This is a genomic window from Methylobacterium sp. C1, assembly GCF_001854385.1.
Classification (GTDB): domain Bacteria; phylum Pseudomonadota; class Alphaproteobacteria; order Rhizobiales; family Beijerinckiaceae; genus Methylobacterium; species Methylobacterium radiotolerans.
On sequence record NZ_CP017640.1, the window covers coordinates 5,382,354 to 5,399,805 of the forward strand.

At 72.5% G+C, this 17,452-nt stretch carries 15 protein-coding genes; 2 read left to right on the top strand and 13 right to left on the bottom strand.

The annotated features are described in order from the left end of the window. Positions 1-21: 21 nt before the first annotated feature. The 12 genes from BKE41_RS24840 to BKE41_RS24895 form a co-directional block, all read right to left on the bottom strand. Complete coding sequence (locus BKE41_RS24840) at positions 22-960, bottom strand: pirin family protein (protein ID WP_024828537.1); 939 nt, start codon at positions 958-960, stop codon at positions 22-24. A 160-nt stretch (positions 961-1,120) separates the two neighbouring features. Further along, on the bottom strand, positions 1,121-2,152 hold the full coding sequence (locus BKE41_RS24845; protein WP_012321767.1) for an aldo/keto reductase: 1,032 nt from the start codon (positions 2,150-2,152) through the stop codon (positions 1,121-1,123). Between the two features lie 103 nt (positions 2,153-2,255). Beyond that, a complete protein-coding gene (locus tag BKE41_RS24850; protein WP_012321768.1) occupies positions 2,256-3,251 on the bottom strand; it encodes an HlyD family secretion protein in 996 nt (331 codons plus the stop codon). Between the two features lies 1 nt (position 3,252). Continuing rightward, the gene (locus BKE41_RS24855) at positions 3,253-3,477 is read right to left on the bottom strand and encodes a DUF1656 domain-containing protein (protein ID WP_012321769.1); all 225 of its coding nucleotides are present in this window, start codon (positions 3,475-3,477) and stop codon (positions 3,253-3,255) included. Then, on the bottom strand, positions 3,474-5,330 hold the full coding sequence (locus BKE41_RS24860; protein WP_029359516.1) for an FUSC family protein: 1,857 nt from the start codon (positions 5,328-5,330) through the stop codon (positions 3,474-3,476). Before BKE41_RS24860 ends, BKE41_RS24855 begins: the two co-directional genes overlap by 4 nt. 47 nt (positions 5,331-5,377) lie before the next feature. Continuing rightward, positions 5,378-6,364 (bottom strand): cytochrome d ubiquinol oxidase subunit II, encoded by a 987-nt coding sequence (cydB, locus tag BKE41_RS24865; RefSeq protein ID WP_012321771.1) that lies wholly within the window; start codon positions 6,362-6,364, stop codon positions 5,378-5,380. A gap of 6 nt (positions 6,365-6,370) precedes the next feature. Next, positions 6,371-7,783, bottom strand: coding sequence for a cytochrome ubiquinol oxidase subunit I (locus tag BKE41_RS24870; protein ID WP_012321772.1), 1,413 nt, complete (start codon positions 7,781-7,783; stop codon positions 6,371-6,373). Between the two features lie 107 nt (positions 7,784-7,890). Further along, entirely contained in the window at positions 7,891-9,402 is a 1,512-nt protein-coding gene (gene mqo, locus BKE41_RS24875; RefSeq protein ID WP_071000239.1) for a malate dehydrogenase (quinone), read from the bottom strand. Positions 9,403-9,413: 11 nt separating this feature from the next. Further along, positions 9,414-9,812, bottom strand: a complete 399-nt coding sequence (locus BKE41_RS24880; RefSeq protein ID WP_071000240.1) for a hypothetical protein — start codon at positions 9,810-9,812, stop codon at positions 9,414-9,416. Between the two features lie 30 nt (positions 9,813-9,842). Then, the gene (gene poxB / locus BKE41_RS24885; protein ID WP_012321775.1) at positions 9,843-11,570 is read right to left on the bottom strand and encodes a ubiquinone-dependent pyruvate dehydrogenase; all 1,728 of its coding nucleotides are present in this window, start codon (positions 11,568-11,570) and stop codon (positions 9,843-9,845) included. 45 nt (positions 11,571-11,615) lie between these two features. Then, positions 11,616-13,079, bottom strand: coding sequence for a class II fumarate hydratase (fumC, locus tag BKE41_RS24890; protein ID WP_085985321.1), 1,464 nt, complete (start codon positions 13,077-13,079; stop codon positions 11,616-11,618). Between the two features lie 270 nt (positions 13,080-13,349). After that, the gene (locus tag BKE41_RS24895) at positions 13,350-14,798 is read right to left on the bottom strand and encodes a CoA transferase (protein WP_071000241.1); all 1,449 of its coding nucleotides are present in this window, start codon (positions 14,796-14,798) and stop codon (positions 13,350-13,352) included. A 57-nt stretch (positions 14,799-14,855) separates the two neighbouring features. Here BKE41_RS24895 and BKE41_RS24900 point away from each other — a divergent pair, with 57 nt between their 5' ends. Beyond that, a complete protein-coding gene (locus BKE41_RS24900) occupies positions 14,856-15,452 on the top strand; it encodes a citrate/2-methylcitrate synthase (protein WP_245295836.1) in 597 nt (198 codons plus the stop codon). Between the two features lie 34 nt (positions 15,453-15,486). Here BKE41_RS24900 and BKE41_RS24905 read toward each other — a convergent pair whose 3' ends face one another. Next, positions 15,487-16,350, bottom strand: a complete 864-nt coding sequence (locus BKE41_RS24905) for a class II aldolase/adducin family protein (protein WP_012321779.1) — start codon at positions 16,348-16,350, stop codon at positions 15,487-15,489. Between the two features lie 129 nt (positions 16,351-16,479). On the opposite strand from BKE41_RS24905, the gene BKE41_RS24910 reads away from it, so the two are divergent. Then, entirely contained in the window at positions 16,480-17,412 is a 933-nt protein-coding gene (locus BKE41_RS24910) for a LysR substrate-binding domain-containing protein (protein WP_024828530.1), read from the top strand. Positions 17,413-17,452 lie beyond the last annotated feature (40 nt).

Below are 17,452 nucleotides of genomic sequence, written 5' to 3' on the forward strand. Positions count from 1 at the left end.
ACAGTCGGGGCGCGGCCCGTTTCACGGGTAGCGGACGGGCTGCGGGTCCTCCGGCAGCGGGATGAACTCGGCGTCGTTCGGCACGGTGTCGAACCGGCCCTGGCGCCAATCCTCCTTGGCCTGCGCGATCCGCTCGGGCCGGGACGAGACGAAGTTCCACCACAGGTGGCGCGGACCGTCCATCGGCTCGCCGCCCAGCACCATGAAGCGGGCCGAGTCCAGGGCGCGCACGCTGATGCGGTCGCCGGGCCGGAACACCAGCAGCTGGCCGGGGCCGAAGCCGTCTCCGGCGATCTCGATGGCGCCCGCGACCGTGTAGATCGCCCGCTCGTCGTAGGTCGGATCGAGGGGCAGGACCGCGCCGGCCTCGAGCGCCACGTCGGCGTAGACCATCGGGCTCGAGGTCCGGACCGGCGAGCGCGCCCCGAAGGCCTCGCCGGCGATCAGCCGGACGGTCTTGCCCTCGCCGGTGAGGACCGGCAGCGCGGCGGCGTCGTAGTGCTCGAACGCGGGGGCGTTCTCCTCGTCCCGGTCCGTCAGGGCGACCCAGCTCTGGATGCCGAACAGCCGGGAGCCGGTCTGACGCAGTGTCGGGGCGGTGCGCTCCGAGTGGGTGATGCCGCGGCCGGCGGTCATCCAGTTCAGCTCGCCCGGCCGGATCGGCAGCTCCGTGCCGAGGCTGTCGCGGTGCATGATCTCGCCGTCGAACAGGTAGGTGACGGTGGAGAGGCCGATATGCGGGTGCGGCCGCACGTCCATGCCCTGCCCGAGCAGGAACTCCGAGGGGCCCATCTGGTCGAAGAAGATGAAGGGGCCGACCATCCGGCACTCAGTGGAGGGGAGCGCCCGCCGCACCGCGAAGGAGCCGAGATCGCGCGAGCGGGGCACGATCAGGGTTCGGATCGCGTCGCAGCTGAAATGGTCGCCCGGGATCGGGTCCTCGGCACTGTGCCAGCTCATCGCCTTGCTCCTTCGCGCGGGGGGAGGGCCGGGCCGACGCCGTCGCGAGCCGGCCCGCCATCCGCAGGCATCCTGGACCGGGACCGAGTGAGTTGAAACAGAAACGATCGAAACGCATCGTTTCCGATCGACGCCTGATCGTCCCGGCCGAGGCGGCGGTCTACCAGGGAGTCGGCTTGGGGTTGCGCTCGTCGAAGCCGCGCTGGTGCCAGTACGGGTAGATCGGCGTCTCCTGGCTCGCCGCGTCGAGGCGGGCGACCTGCTCGGCCGTCAGGGTCCAGCCCAGGGCGCCGAGGTTCTGCTTCAGCTGCTCCTCGTTGCGGGCGCCGACCACGATGTTGCAGACGGTCGGCCGGGTCAGCAGCCAGTTGAGCGCCACCTGCGCCACCGTCTTGCCGGTCTCGGCCGCCACGGCGTCGAGGGCGTCGACCACGCCGAACAGGTAGTCGTCGGAGACGGGCGGCCCGCCCTCGGCGCCGCCGGCGGCGATGCGACCGCTCTGGTTGGCCTGTCCGCGGCGGATCTTGCCGGTGAGGCGGCCCCAGCCCAGGGGGCTCCAGACCATCAGGCCGACGCCCTGGTCGAGGCCGAGCGGCATCAGCTCCCACTCGTAGTGCCGGCCGATCAGCGAGTAGTAGCCCTGGTAGGCGACGTAGCGGGCGAGCCCGTGGCGCTCGGACGTGGCGAGCGCCTTCATGAGCTGCCAGCCCGAGAAGTTCGAGGCGCCGATATAGCCGATCTTGCCCGCGCGGGTGAGGTCGTCCAGCGCCCGCAGCGTCTCGTCCACGGGCGTGAGCGCGTCGAAGCCGTGCATGAAGTAGACGTCGATATGGTCGGTGCCGAGCCGCTTCAGGCTGGCCTCGCAGGCGCGGATCAGGTGGTAGCGCGAGGAGCCGACCTGGTTCAGGTCGTCGTTGAACCGGAAGGTCGCCTTGGTGGAGATCAGTGCCCGGCCGCGCTTGCCCTTCAGGGCCTGGCCCAGGATCTCCTCCGAGGCGCCGCCGGAGTAGATGTCGGCCGTGTCGAAGAAGTTGACCCCGGAATCGAGGCAGAGATCGACCATGCGGGTCGCCTCGGCGACGTCCGTCTGCCCCCAGCGCTGGAAGAATTCGTTCGTGCCGCCGAAGGTGCCGGTGCCGAAGCTGAGCACCGGCACGGTGAGGCCGGAGCGTCCGAACTGCCTGTAGTCCATCGGATCCTCGTCGCGATCGCGGGCGCCGCGCGTCGGCGCGCCTGCCGGTCTAACGCGGCGAGACGCCCCGGCTTTCCCGGACGGTGCGGCCCGACGCGGGCTCTCAGCGCCGCGATTCGACGACCGGCGCCCCGTCGCAGCGCCGGCCGGCGGCCGCGCCGGTGCGCCGGTCGGGCGGCAGGGCGTCCGGCGGTCCGGCCTTCTCGGCCAGGATCGCGACGTTCGCCGTCATCCCGGCCGCCAGCACGATCGGGCAGGGCACGTCGTCGAGCTCGACCCGGATCGGCACCCGCTGCGCCAGCCGGACCCAGGTGAAGATCGGGTTGACCGTCGGCAGCCCCTGGACGCCCGGGGCGGCGTCGGCGACGCTGATCCCGCGGCCGAGGCCGGTGACGCGGCCCCGGATCGGACGGTCCGGCCACGCCATCAGCGACACGCGCGCGGCGTCGCCCTCGCCGATGCGCGGGAGCTGCGTCTCCTCGAAATAGCCCTCGATCCAGAAGCTGTCGCCGTTGACCAGGGTCAGCGCCGGCTGCCCCGTGGCGGCGAACCCGCCCTCCTGCAGCAGCAGGTTGGTGACCCAGCCGTTCACGGTGGCCCGCAGGGTCGTGCGCTCCAGGTTGAGCCGCGCCTGCGCCAGGGCGCCCTCCGCCTGGACCACGCTGGCCTGGGCGGCTTGCGCCTGCCCGCTGGTCGTCTGCTTCTGCTCCGGCGTGGTGGCGAGATCGTCGAGATCGGCGGTGCGCCGCGCGATCCCCGCGAGGTATCCGGCCTGCGCCCGTGCGCTGGCGAGGGCGCCCTCGGCCTGGGTCACGGCGTTCCTGAACGTGCCGGGGTCGATCTCGAACAGCACGTCGCCCTTGCGGACGAACTGGTTGTCGCGGACCCGGACCGCCACCACCGTGCCCGAGACCTCGGGCGCCACCTGCACGGTGTAGACGCGCACGCGCCCGTCCCGGGTCCAGGGCGTGTAGGCGTAGTAGAGGAAGGCGAGGTAGGCGAGGCCCACGGCCGCCGCGAGCGCCAGCAGAGTGGCGGCGACGTTGTAGGCGGGCGGCGGCTGCCAGTCGCGCAGGGACGATCGCGGGTTCGCGGCCATGTCACGGACCCTGGACGCGCAGGGACAGGATCAGCAGCGCCGTCACGGCGGTCAGGAGGCTGAAGTCGAGCAGGGCGCGGTTCCAGACAAGGTGGTTGATGCCGATCCGGTCCAGGATCCAGCGCAGGCCCCAGGTGATCACCAGGGCGGCGAGCAGGCAGATCACCGCGGGCTCGACGTAGAGCCCCAGCACGTCGACCGCCCGCAACCCGACCACGCCGATCACGCCCGCCCTCCCGGATCGAGGTTGGGCCAGCCCGCGCGGTCGAGATCCGACACGAGGGCGGCCAGCGCCCCGATGCGCTCCGCCTGGAGCGGCAGGGTCGCCCGGTCGGCGAGATCGCGCAAGGGATCCGGCGCCGTCTCCGGCCCCGCCGGTCTGGGCGCGGCGAGCCGCGCCCAGACCGCCCGGCCGACGCGGCGGCCCTCCCGGTCGTCCGTCTCCCGCAGGGCGAGCAGCAGGAGCCCGATGACGAGCAGGCGCTCGCCGCTCCGGGCCGCCGCGTCGTCCGCGCCGATGAGGGCCAGCCGGCCGAAGCCCCGGGCGAGGTAGCGGTCGAGGGGCGGCAGCAGGGGCGCCGGGTCGAGGGCCGCGCCGCGCACCGACCGGACCAGCCGCCGGCGGGCCCGCATCCGCAGGGTCGCGGCGCTCACGGGCGGCGGCAGGGCGGCGAACGCGATCGCCGCCACCGCCATGCCGAGCAGCTCGGCCAGCACGGTGTTGAGCGAGTCGGCGAGGTCGTAGGTCATCGGGTTCTTGGGATCGAGCACGCCGAAGACGAAGAAGCCGAAGCCGATCCCGTAGATCGCGCGCTTGTCGGCGCGGCCGACCACCGCCAGCATCGCCACCGGCAGCAGCACCGCGGCCAGGAGCGCGAAGCTCCCGGTGGTCGTCAGCAGGGTGTAGCGCAGGGTCAGCCCGACCACGCCGGCGAGCAGCGCGCCGACCAGGAAGGCGCGGGATTCCGCCCGCGGGTCGGCATGGGCGGCGAGCAGGACGCAGACGAGGCTCGCCCAGGTCGCGGCGCCGGCCCCGTGCGACCAGCCGGTGACGTACCAGAAGCCGTTGACGAGCAGGACGGCGGCGGCGGTGCGCAGGCCGTTGTCGAAGGCGTGCCAGCCGTCCCAGTCCAGGTCGTTCCACAGGAGCAGGTGCGGGCGGAACGGCACCCGCCGCCGGCCCACGCGGCCCCCGGCCCGCAGGAGCCGGGCCGAGACGCGGACGCGCCCGATCTGCCGGACGGCGATCGCCCCGCCGGCCCCGATCAGGTCGGTCGAGCGCGATCCCGGCCGGTCCGGCAGCAGCGCCCGCAGCAGGCCCGCGGCGAGCACCCGCCGCAGCCGGGGCGCGGCGTTGCGGATGCCGCGGCCGCCGGAGCGGAGGGAGGGCTGCTCGGTGAACGCGTCGGTGACCTCCTCGCCCAGGGTCATGACGGCGGCGATCGGCATCGGGCCGGGCCGCTCGCCCCGCCGCAGGGCGGCCATCCAGGCATCGCAGGCCGCGGCGGCCGCCTCGAGCCGCCCCGCCAGGGCGCGGCTGACGGCGGGGACGCCCGGCGCCACGAACACGTTCGACGCGTAGGCGCAGCCGATCCCCAGGAGGATCGTCGAGCAGCGGTCGACGCCGATCTGGAACACGGCCTCGGGGTTCTGCACGTCGGCCAGCGCGATGATCGGCACGGTGAAGCCCATCGAGGCGAAGCCGTAGGCGCGCTGGCCGCTCTCGACGCTGGAGGCCGCGGTGAGCAGGCCCATCCACAGGGCCAGCGCGAGGTCGAAGGCCAGGGTTGCCTGGGCGAAATTGGCCACCAGCACCATCGCGACGGTGACGCCCACCAGCGTGCTGCCGGCCCGCCACAGGCTCTTGCGCAGGGAGGCCGCGCGGGTGGCGAGCGTCACCGAGATGACCGTCCAGCCGGCCCAGTGCGGCAGCGCCAGCTCGAGCCACATGGCGAGCCAGACCGCCGCGATGGCGGTGAGCGCGATGCGCACGGCCTCGGCCGCCTCGCGCGGCCACCACGCGGCGGCGCGCTGCAGGAGGCCGGGCGCGTCGTCGGGGAGCGCGACCTCACCGGCCACGGCGCGGCCTCACCGGCCGGGGCGGGTCCGGGTGTCCGGTCGCGGGCTCAGTCATAATGCTCGGCGACGTCGACCTTCCCCTTGAACACCCGGTAGACCACCAGGGTGTAGATCAGGGTGATCGGCAGGACCACGACGCCTGCCCCCCAGAACATGAAGGACAGGCTCGCCTCCGGCGCCGCCGCCTCGGTCACCGTCACGCTGAACGGCACCATGTAGGGCAGGAACGAGGCGGCGAGCGTCGCGAAGGCGGCGGCGAAGATCAGCGCCACCAGCGGGAAGGGCAGGGCGTCGTTCCGGCGCCGCGCCGCGTAGAGGAGCCCGGCGCAGGCCGCGGCCCCCACGAGGGGCAGGACCAGCATCTCGGGCCGCTCGAGCCAGCGGTGCAGCACCCGCAGGTTCATCGCCAGCGCGTACGCGAAGGCCGCGCCGAGGAAGACCAGCACCCCGAGCAGGAGCCGCGGCAGCAGCCGGAAGCCGAGGTCGCGCACGTCGGTCTCGGTCTTGCCGCACAGCCACGCGGCGCCGAGCAGCGCGTAGCCGAGGCACAGGCCGAGACCGCAGAGCAGCGAGAAGGGCGTGAGCCACGTGAACGCCCCGCCGGCGTAGAGCCCGTCGCGCACCGGCAGCTCCTGCACCAGCGCCCCGACCGTCACGCCCTGCACGAAGGCCGCGCAGGCGGAGCCGCCGACGAAGCCCGCGTCCCAGACCCGCCGCAGCCGCCGGGACTTGTAGCGGAACTCGAAGGCGACGCCGCGCAGGATCAGGGCCGCGAGCATCAGGAGGAGCGGCAGGTAGAAGGCCGAGAGCAGCAGCGCGTAGACCGTGGGGAAGGCGCCGAACAGGATCGTGGCGGCGAGCACCAGCCAGGTCTCGTTGCCGTCCCAGACGGGGGCGATCGCCTGCATCATGTGCCGGCGCGCGGTCTCGTCCGGGGCGATCCCGAACAGCATGCCGACGCCGAGGTCGAACCCGTCGAGCAGCACGTAGAGCATCAGGGTGAGGGCGAGGGCGGCGGCCCAGAATTCGATCACGGCCGCTCACTCCGCCGGATTGCTGCTGGGGGTGCCGGGACTGTTGCCCGGCACGGCGAGCGGCCGCTTGGGGTTGGCGGCGCTCCCCACATGGGCCGGCGTCGGCAGGATGCCGGCCCTGAGCATGCGGTAGATGTAGACGGTGCCGGCCGCGAAGATCAGCGCGTAGACCGCGCCGAACACGGCGAGCGAGGTCGCCACCTGCGGGGAGGTCAGGAACGGCGTCGCCGCGTCGGCGGTGCGCAGCTGGCCGTAGACCGTCCAGGGCTGGCGCCCGACCTCGGCGGTGAACCAGCCGGTCAGCGTCGCGACGAAGCCCAAGGGGAACGACAGGAAGATCGCCCATTGCAGCCAGCGCGCCCGCTCCAGCCGCCCGGTGGCGTAGAAGGCGATCCCGCCCCAGGCCAGGGCCAGCATCAGCAGCCCGCAGCCGACCATGATGCGGAAGGCGAAGAACGGGATCAGCACCGGCGGCCGGTCGGCCTTGGGGATGTCCTTGATGCCGATCACCTTGCCGGTGAGGGTGCCGTCGTCGATCAGGCTGCCGGCGGGCGCCGGCAGGGCGATGACGAAGTGGTTCTTCTCCTGCGCCTCGTCGGGCCACGCGAACAGGATCTCGCCGGCCGGCGCCCGGCTCTCCCAGTGGCCCTCGATCGCGGCGATCTTCGAGGGCTGGTGCTTGACCACGTAGTCGCCGGTGAGGTGGCCGAAGAACAGCTGCAGCGGCACCAGGACCGCGGCGAGGCCGAGCCCCATCCGGACCATGGCGCGGGCCTCGGCGCGGTCCCGACCGCGCAGCATCGACCACGCGCCCGTCGCCGCCACGCAGAAGCTGGTGGTGACGTAGGCGGCCAGGACCATGTGGGGGAAGCGGACCCAGACGACCCCGTTGAAGATGATCGCCCACCAGTCGGTCGGCACGAACACGCCGTCCGGCCGGAGGGCGAAGCCGGTCGGGTACTGCATCCACGAGTTGTTCACGAGGATCCAGAACGACGACAGGCTGGTGCCGAGGCAGACCATCAGGCAGGCGAACAGGTAGAACCAGCGCGGCACCCGCCTGCGGCCGAACATCAGCACCCCGAAGAACGAGGCCTCCAGCGCGAAGGCCGTGAAGCTCTCGTAGCCGAGGAGCGGCCCCTGGATCGGGCCGGTGCGGCGGGCGAGCTCGCTCCAGTTGGTCCCGAACTGGAACGCCATGACGATGCCGGAGACGACGCCGAGCCCGAAGGCGACCGCGAAGATCTTGAGCCAGAAGTCGAACAGGCGGTCGTAGACCGGCTCGCCCGAGATCATCGCCCGCGCCTGGAGGAAGGCGAGCCAGGCCGCCAGGCCGACCGTGAAGGCCGGGAAGATGATGTGGAACGAGACCGTGAAGGCGAACTGGATGCGCGACAGCATCAGGGCGGAGATGTCCATCGGTCCTCCCTCCGGCCGAAGCTCGCCGGTCCGCCGCCCCGGAGCGGGCGCGTCGCCCCCTCAGATGTCCGCCGGCGGGGCGCGGGGAACCGCGCCTCGCGGAACTGTCAGACGTTGTCGATCCGCAGGACCGGCGCGGTCTCGGCCCGGCTGCGCCGGCAGGCCTCGGCGTCCTGCTTGAGGTCGATGCCGTAGGTCGGGATCACGGCCTTGAGGCGGGGCAGCCAGGCGTCCGGCGTCAGCCGGTCGGCGAAGCACTTCTCCAGGACCTCGACCGCGATGTAGGCCGCCGTCGAGGCGCCGGGCGAGGCGCCGAGCAGCGCGCAGATCGAGTTGTCGGCCGCGGCCACCAGCTCGGTGCCGAATTCGAGGTAGCCCTCCTCCAGCGGGTTCGACCGGCCGGTCGGCTTGATCGTCTGCACCCGCTGGCCGGCCACCGCCGACGTCCAGTCCTGCTTCAGCGCCTTGGGGAAGAACTGCTTCAGGGTCGCGAACTGGTGGTCGGAGCTCTGGAGCACCTGGCCTACGAGGTACTCGGTGAGCGCGACGTTGTCCTTGGCGACGTCGAGCAGCGGCACGACGTTGTGCGGCGTCAGCGCGGTGAACAGGTCGGTGAGCGACCCGTGCTTGAGGAACCGCGACGAGAAGCCCGCGTACGGCCCGAACAGCAGCGAGCGCTTGCCGCCGATGATGCGCGTGTCGAGGTGGGGCACCGACATCGGCGGCGAGCCCGAGGCCGCCTTGCCGTAGACCTTGGCGTGGTGGCGCGCGCTGACCGCGTCGACGTCGCAGCGCAGCCAGATGCCCGAGACCGGGAAGCCGCCGTAGCCGCGCCCCTCCGGGATCTTCGAGGCCTGCAGCAGCGGCAGCGAGCCGCCGCCCGCGCCGATGAACACGAACTTGGCCGTCACGGTCCGGCGCGTGGCGTCGTAGGTGTCCTCGACGGTCACCGCCCAGCGGCCGTCGTCGACCCGGTCGAGGGCGACGACCTTGCGGTTGTAGTGCACGGCGAAGCCGGGCTGCGCCGCGAGCTGCCCGACCAGCAGGTGCGTGAGGGCGCCGTAATCGACGTCCGTGCCGGTGACGATCCGGGTGGCGGCGATCGGCTCGCCGGGGGCGCGGCCCTCGATGATCAGAGGCGCCCAGCCGGCGATGACCTGCGGGTCCTCGCTGTACTCCATGCCGTGATAGCAGTGGTGCGCCGACATCGCGGCGTAGCGCGCCTTGAGGAAGGCGACGTTCTCGGCCCCCCAGACGAAGCTCATGTGCGGGCAGGGATGGATGAAGGCGCGGGGATCGGGGATCGCGCCCTTGCGCACGAGGTGCGCCCAGAGCTGACGCGAGATGTCGAACTCGGTGTTGACCTCCAGGGCCTTGGCGATGTCGACGCTGCCGTCGGGGCGCTGGGGCGTGTAGTTCAGCTCGCAATTGGCCGCGTGGCCGGTGCCGGCGTTGTTCCAGCCCTCCGAGCTCTCCTGCGCGCAGTCGTGCAGCGTCTCGAACATCGCGATCCTGAGCGAGGGCTCCAGCTCCTTCAGGACCGTGCCGAAGGTCGCGCTCATGATCCCGGCGCCGATCAGCACCACGTCGGGATTGTCGTCGTCGCTCGTGTCGGCCATCGGGCCCCTCCTCAGGCGGTCTTGTTCGGGACGAAGGGGAGCCTGGCCTCGGCGCCGGGGGCGAGGATCACGTAGGCCCGGCACCAGGGCTCGTCGTCGACGAGGCGCCAGGAATGGCCGGAGCCGGCCGTGTCTTCGGCGATGAGGATGTCCCCCGGCCGGATCGTGAAGTGCGCCCCGGCCTTCGTCTGGAAGTCGAGGGTGCCGCGCAGGGTGATGACGAACTGCCGGGTCGGCGCCGCGTGCCACGCGTAGGTGCCGCCGGCCTGGGTCTCGCGGAAGGAGATCGAGACCACGTCGGTCGTGCCGCTGAGGATGTCGCCGCGCTCGCCGTGGGGCAGGTCGATGACACCTTCCGCGAAGTAGGAATTGTCGTCGTCACCGGTCCAGATGCGTACGCAGCGGATCATCGGGCAGAGCTCCGGCTTCGGAAGGGCGCCTCAGCGCCAGAGGTTGGTCTTGGCGAGGTCGATGATCTCGGTGCCGCGCCCGTCGATCACCGCCTTGGCGAGCCACATCCCGAAGCCCGTCGCCTGCTCGAGGCCGATCTTCGGCGGCATCGACAGTTCCTGGCGGGCCGAGACGACGTCGAGGAGCGCCGGGCCGTCGTGGTCCAGCATCGCGCGCATCGCGTCCGGCAGCGCGGCCGGATCCTCCACGCGCCGGGCGAAGATGCCGGCCCCGCTCGCCATGGCGGCGAAGTCCGGGTTCACCAGCGCGACGCCGGTCTCGAGGAAGCCCGCGGCCTTCATCTCCATCTCGACGAAGCCCAGCGTGCCGTTGTTCAGCACCACGATCTTCACCGGCAGCCTGTGCTGGTTGAGGGTCAGCAGGTCGCCCATCAGCATGGCGAAGCCGCCGTCGCCCGAGAACGAGATGACCTGCCGCCCGGGATAGGCCGCCTGCGCGCCGATCGCCTGCGGCAGGGCGTTGGCCATGGAGCCGTGGTTGAGCGAGCCGATCAGCCGGCGCTTGCCGTTCATGGCGAGGTAGCGCGCCGCCCAGATCGTCGGCGTGCCGACGTCGAAGGTGAAGACCGCGTCCTCGGAGGCCGCCTCGCTGAGCGTCCGGGCGACGTATTGCGGGTGGATCTTGCCGCCGGGCTTGCCCACCGCCAGCGCGTCGAGCCCGGCGCGGGCCTTGCGGTAATGGGCGAGGCTGTCGTCGAGATGCGCCCGGTCGGTCTTCGCCTGCAGCCGCGGCAGCAGCGCCGTGATGGTCGCGCCGACGTCGCCGATCAGGCCGAGGTCGATCCGGCAGTGGCGCCCGAGGCTCCCGGCCCGCAGGTCGACCTGCGCGACCTTGGCGTCCTCCGGGTAGAACTGGCGGTAGGGGAAGCCGGTGCCGAGCAGCAGCAGGGTGTCGCAGTCGAGCATCGCCCGGTAGCCCGACGAGAATCCGATCAGGCCGGTCATGCCGACGTCGTAGGGATTGTCCCACTCGACGTGCTCCTTGCCGCCGAGCGCGTGGACGACCGGGGCCTTCAGCGCCTCGGCGAGCTGCAGCAGCTCCGCGTGGGCGCCGGCGCAGCCGCGGCCGCAGAACAGGGTCACGCGCCCGGCCGCGTTGAGCATCCCGGCGAGGGCGTCCAGCTCGGCGTCGCGCGGGCGCACCACGGGCGGGGGCGGCACCAGGGCGGCCGAGAGGTCGGGCGCCCCGCCCGGCATGGCCATGAGGCCGACATCGCCGGGGATCACCACCACCGCGACCCCGCGCTCGGCGACGGCGACGCGGATCGCGGTCTCGATCACGCCGGGCAGCTGGGCCGGCGAGGAGACCAACTCGCAGTAGTGGCTGCATTCCTGGAACAGGTTCTGCGGGTGCGTCTCCTGGAAGTAGGCGCGGCCGATCTCCGCCGAGGGGATCTGGGCCGCGATGGCCAGCACGGGCACGCGGGAGCGGTGCGCGTCGAACAGGCCGTTGATCAGGTGCAGGTTGCCGGGCCCGCAGGAACCGGCGCAGACCGCGAGCGCGCCGGTCAGGTGCGCCTCGGCGCCGGCCGCGAAGGCGGCGCTCTCCTCGTGGCGGGTGTGGATCCAGGCAATCGAGCCGTCCTGGCGCAGGGCCTCGGTCAGGCCGTTGAGGCTGTCGCCGACCACGCCGTAGATGCGCTTCACGCCGGCCTGCGCCAGCGCCCGGACGAACAGATCGGCGACCTTCGTGCTCATGGTGTCTCGCTCAGCTGAGGGGGCAGGACGGACGGTCCCGGCGGGTCAGGCGCCGGCCAGCCCGTGGCCGATCATGGTCTTGGGATCGCACACCGCGTCGAAGCGCTCGGCCGGAACGCCCTCGGCCAGGGCGGCCGCGCGCAGCGTCGTGCCCTCGTCGTTGGCGCGGTGGGCGATCTTCGAGGCGAGGTCGTAGCCGATCACCGGCGACAGGGCCGTGACCAGCATCAGGGACTGGTTCACGGTCTCGTCGATCCGCTTCCGGTTGAGCTCCGTGCCCGCGACCGAGTAGGTCCGGAACTTCTCGCAGGCATCGCCCAGCACGCGGATCGCGTGCAGCGTGTTGTTGATGATGATCGGGCGCATCGCGTTCAGCTCGAAATTGCCCTGCGCCCCCGCGAAGGCGACCGCGTTGTCCTCGCCGATCACCTGGATGCAGACCATCACCATGGCCTCGCACTGGGTCGGGTTGACCTTGCCGGGCATGATCGAGGAGCCCGGCTCGTTGGCCGGCAGCAGCAGCTCGCCGAGCCCGCAGCGCGGCCCCGAGGCGAGCCAGCGCATGTCGTTGGCGATCTTCATCAGCGCGACGGCGAGCCCGCGCACCGCCGCCATGGCGGCGACCATGGCGTCCAGCGACCCCTGCGCGGCGAACTTGTTCGGCGCCGTGACGAACGGCCTGCCGGTGAGGTCGGCGATCTTGGCGGCGATCTCGGCGCTGAAGCCCTCCGGGGCGTTGAGGCCGGTGCCGACCGCGGTGCCGCCGGCCGCGAGCTTGTACAGCCCGGCGCGCGACGCCTCGACCAGGGCCAGCGCGTCGCGCATCTGCTCCACGTAGCCCGACCATTCCTGGCCGACCGTGAGGGGCGTCGCGTCCTGGAGGTGGGTCCTTCCGGTCTTGACCACGTCCATCCAGGCCCGCGCCTTGGCGTCGATCGCGTCGGCCAGCGCCCGCGCCTGCGGGAGCAGGACCTCGTCGAGTTCGAGCACCGTGGCGATGTGCATCGCGGTCGGGAAGGTGTCGTTCGACGACTGGCCCATGTTGACGTGGTCGTTCGGATGGACCGGGCTCTTGGAGCCGAGTTCACCGCCGAGGAGCTGGATCGCGCGGTTCGACAGCACCTCGTTGACGTTCATGTTGGACTGGGTGCCGGAACCGGTCTGCCAGACGTAGAGCGGGAAGTTCGCGTCGAGCTTCCCCGCGATGGCCTCGTCGGCGGCCTGGACGATGGCCTGCGCGCGCCAATCCTCCAGCCGCCCGGCGGCGGCGTTGACCAGGGCGGCGGCCTTCTTGACGTAGCCGTAGGCGTGGTAGACCCGCTTCGGCATGCGATCGTTGCCGATCGAGAAATGCTGGAGCGAGCGCTGGGTCTGCGCGCCCCAGTAGCGGTCCGCCGGAACGTCGATCCCGCCCATCGAATCCGTCTCCCGCCGCATCCCCGTGGCGGAGATGCCGATCGGGACATCGCGCAGGACGGGATGGTCCGGGACGGGCGCGTTCATCGTCATCCTTCTCGGCATCGAACCGTGTGGCACAGTGCAAGACGGGGTCGGCGAACCGGGTGCGCTTTGACGTAAACGGTGGTGATTTACTCTGCTTTTTGCGGATCTGAATCGTGTTTATAAAAATTGGATGCTTGTCGATAGATCAAAGTCAATATTTAAAGCGGCTACAGATCGGATTTCAAATCATGAATGCGGATTGCCAGATAACATAGATCGGTGTCAAGCGTTCGCCGGCGCGGCGGCTGCAAAAACATTCCCAGGATTGGTCAATTTCTAGCGCTTCTGCTCCCCGAGATGGCGGATCGAGCCGGACAATCGTGCGCTATCGAACGTCCGGACTTGCGCCGCGTCCGTCGCGCCGAGTGGGCCGGCCGGGTGATCCCAGCGCAGAGGCGCGCCGCCGATCCGCACCGGGGGGTGCAGCCGCAGGGCCGGTCCCCACGCCGTGTGCTCCATCCGCGGGGCGTAATCGCGGTCGCGATATCCGCCGAAGGCGGGCCCCGGCGCGCTGCCGGGATGATCCGTGAGCAGGCACGCGGTCCGGGCCAGGGAGAGCCGGGCGGTGACGGCGCGCCCCTCGCTCCGCCGGGCGATCAGGCCGCGGATGGAGGCCGCCGCCATCAGGTAGCCGGTGGCGTGGTCGAGCGCCTGGACGGGCAGCGGCACCGGCCGCTCGGCCCGCATCCACCGCTGCCCGGCCGCCGCGATGCCCGCCGCCATCTGGACGAGGCTGTCGAAGCCGCGCCGTCCGGCCCAGGGCCCGGCCCAGCCGTAGGCGCAGAGCGCGACGTCGATCAGGTCCGGGTTGAGCGTCCGCCGCCGCGCCGCGCCGTAGCCGAGCCGCTCCAGGGCGTCCGGGCGGTACCCGTGCACGAGGATGTCGGCCTCGGCGAGCAGGGTCTCGAAGTGCCGGCGGTCGGCGGCCTGCCGGAGGTCGAGCCGCGTGCAGACCTTGCCCAGGGTGACGTCGGGCGCCAGGGACGGCTCGTCCCAGCCGGGCGGGTCGATCCGCAGGACGTCGGCGCCCAGGCCGGCCAGGAAGCGCGTGGCCACCGGTCCCGCCAGGATGCGGGTCAGGTCGAGGACCCGGATCCCCGCGAGGGGCCGGTCCGGGTCCGGGCGCCAGGGCGCGCGGTGCCGGACGGGCCGGTCCGCGACCGCGACGAGCGGCTCGCCCCGGACCGCCCGGCCCTGGTCGAGCCTCGGCCACTCGTCGGGACCGCGCATCGCCGCGGCGCAGCCCCCCGCGCGCAGGATGGCGGATTCGAGGCCTTCCGCCGCTGCCCGGGCGACCGCCGACGCGACCGCCTCCCGCTCGCCCGGACAGTCGAGCACCGCGAGGGCGGCCGCGCGGTGACGGGGTGCGTTGGTGTGCAGGCGGATCCAGCCGTCCGCCGTCCGGTAGTCGCCGGCGATCGGGTCCCAGGCGGCCGGCAGCGTCCAGCCCTGCGGCCGCACCGAGGTGCCGAACCACGCCGAGGCCAGGTGCCGGTCGACCGTGACGGCGGGCGCACGTCCGGACAGGCCGAGGAGTTCGGAGACGGCGAGGCCGGCGGCCGCGATCGACGCCGTCGCCAGCGCCGTGACCGGGAAGCAGGAGGGCAGGCTCCCGGTGCCGGTCACCGTCAGCCGGTGCCCGGCCTCGGGCGGGAGCGCCAGGGCCGCCAGCGCCTCGGTGAGGATCGGCGGCAGGGCGTCGTGGTCGGCATGTCGTTCGCGCATGGTCGCGGCCCTCGGGTGGTTCGCGCACGCTGCCGGCCGTCGACGGACCGATCAATCTTGATACATCTGATCAACATGACGGACTGGCTGGACCGCGCCGAAGCCCTCGACGCCCTCGGGATCCGGGCCCAGACGCTCTACGCCTATGTCAGCCGCGGGCTGATCGAGGCGCGGCGCGCCCCGGGCGGGCGCCGCAGCCAGTACCGGGCCGCCGACGTCGCGGCGCTCGCCGACCGGCGCGGCCGGAGCCGCGCCAGCGCGGCGATCGCCGCGGGGGCGATGGCCTGGGGCGAGCCGTCGGTCGTCACCGCGATCAGCACCGTCCACCGGGGCAGCCTGATCTATCGCGGCCGCGACGCCGTGGCCTTCGCCCGCGACGCGAGCCTGGAGGCGACGGCGGACCTGCTGTGGGACAGCCCGGAGCCGACCCTCTTCGATGTGCCGGCCGGCGCCGCCGCGACGCCGTTCCTGGCGCTGACGGCGCTCGTGCGGACGGCGGGCCTGCCGCGGAGCGCGCCGTTCACGATCTTCCTGCTCGGCCGGAGCCTGGGCTGGGCGGCGCACGCCATGGAGCAGGGCCGCCAGGGCAGCCTGATCCGGCCGCGGGCCCGGTACGAGGGGCGGCGAGGGCCGGCGGATCGCGCCGGCCCCTAGCGGGAGGGCCGGCCCGCTCGGGTCGATCTTGGTCTCAGGCGAACATGTCGGGCTGGGTCTCGGCGATGTGGTTGTACAGCGTCTGGAAGTGCAGCCAGCCGATATAGTCGCTGCCGACGTGCTCGCGGCTGTAGCGGGCGGTCTTCTCCGAGAGGAGCTGCGGCTTGATGCCGGACGCCTCGACCAGGAGCTGCTGCTGGCAGGCCCGCTCCAGGGCGATGAACCAGAAGGCGGCGTCGTCGATGCTGTGCTGCGAGCAGGTCAGCAGGCCGTGGTTCTGGTGCAGCACGCCGCGGTTGCGGCCGATCTGCTGGGCGACCGACAGGCCGCTCTCCTTCTCGACCGCCACGGCGCCCGCCGAGGCGCCGATCACCGCGTGGCTGTTGTAGAAGGCCGCCGCGTCCTGGCTGATCATGTCCAGCGGCCGGCCGGTGGCGCACCACGCGGTGCCGTAGGTCGTGTGCGCGTGGCACATCGCCATGACCTCCGGGTATTCCTCGTGCACGGCGGCGTGGAGGACGAAGCCCGCGCGGTTGATGGCGTGGCGCCCCTCGACCACCCGGCCCTTGTGGTCGGCCAGGATCAGGTTCGACATCCGCACCTGCGAGAAGTGCACGCACATCGGGTTGGTCCAGTACAGCTCCGGGCGCTCGGGGTCGCGGATCGTCAGGTGGCCGGCGAAGCCGTAGTCGAAGCCGTGCAGCGCGAAGGCGCGGCAGGCGGCGACGAGGTGCTGCTTGCGGTAGGCGCGCTCCTCGGCGTGGTCGGCGAAGTCCGGGATTTCCGGGAAGATCAGGCCGGCCTGCTCGGGCTGGTAGATCGAGGTCCGCCTGCGGCCGGCATCGTCGTTCGGCAGGTCGAGGGCGACGGCCGCGTCGTGGGCGTGATCGTCGAGCATGGCGTATCCTCCCGTCGGGGCGCCCGTCCGGCGGCCGAGCGCGCAGTCGCCGGCACTCTCTTGCGCACCCGTTCCGTTGACAAACGACGATTTCTCACGCTTTTCGTGAATTCAATTCACGGATCGCCGATGCGCCGGATCCCGAGTTTCCCCGCCCTGCGGGCCTTCGAGGCGGCCGCGCGCCTCGGCAGCTTCGCGCGGGCGAGCGAGGAGCTGCACCTCACCCCCTCGGCGGTGAGCCACCAGATCCGCGCCCTGGAGCGGTGGTTCGGGCGCGCCCTGTTCCGGCGGGCGAACCGGCAGGCGACGCTCACGCCGGACGGGGGGCGCCTGCTCGCGGGGCTGACGGGCGCCTTCGACGCGATCGAGGCGATCTGCGCGGAGCTCGGCCCGCCGCCCGCGGCCCTCGCCGCGGCGCTCGCCGTCCACTGCACGCCGAGCTTCGCGGCGAAGTGGCTCGGGCCGCGGCTCCCCGCCTTCGTGGAGGCGCATCCCGGCATCGCCATCCACCTGTCGACCAGCGCCGACCCGGTGGATCTCGGCCGGCACGCGGAGATCGACATCCTGATCGCCTACGGCCGCCCGCCGCGCGGGCCCGGGCTGACCGTCGAGTCCCTCGGACCGGAGGAGATCGCCGCCCTGTGCACGCCGGCGGTCGCCCGGGCCGCGCAGCCGGACGCGGCCGGGCCGATCGGGCCCTTCGCGCGGCTCGACTCGTCCTTCAGTCCCGTCCGCTGGCCCGACTGGTTCGCCCGGAACGGCCTGCCGATGCCGACCGGGGCGGCGGGCGCGGCCTTCGACCGGGGCTCGCTGGTGATCTCGGCGGCCGCTCAGGGGCTCGGCGTGGCGCTCGAGACCCTGCGGTTCGCCCGGGACGAGCTCGCCGCCGGGCAGCTGGTGCGCCTCGGCGGCGATCGGGCCGCGAGCCTGACCCGCGACCTCCACTTCATCTGCTACCGCGAGCGCGACGGGGCCCTGGAGAAGATCCGGGCCTTCCGGCGCTGGCTCCTGGACGTGGAGGCGGAGAGCCGGGCGGGGGCGGCCCGAGGCGCAGAGACCTGATCCCTCGCCCCGACCCTCGCCGGCACGGGCGAGGGCGCGC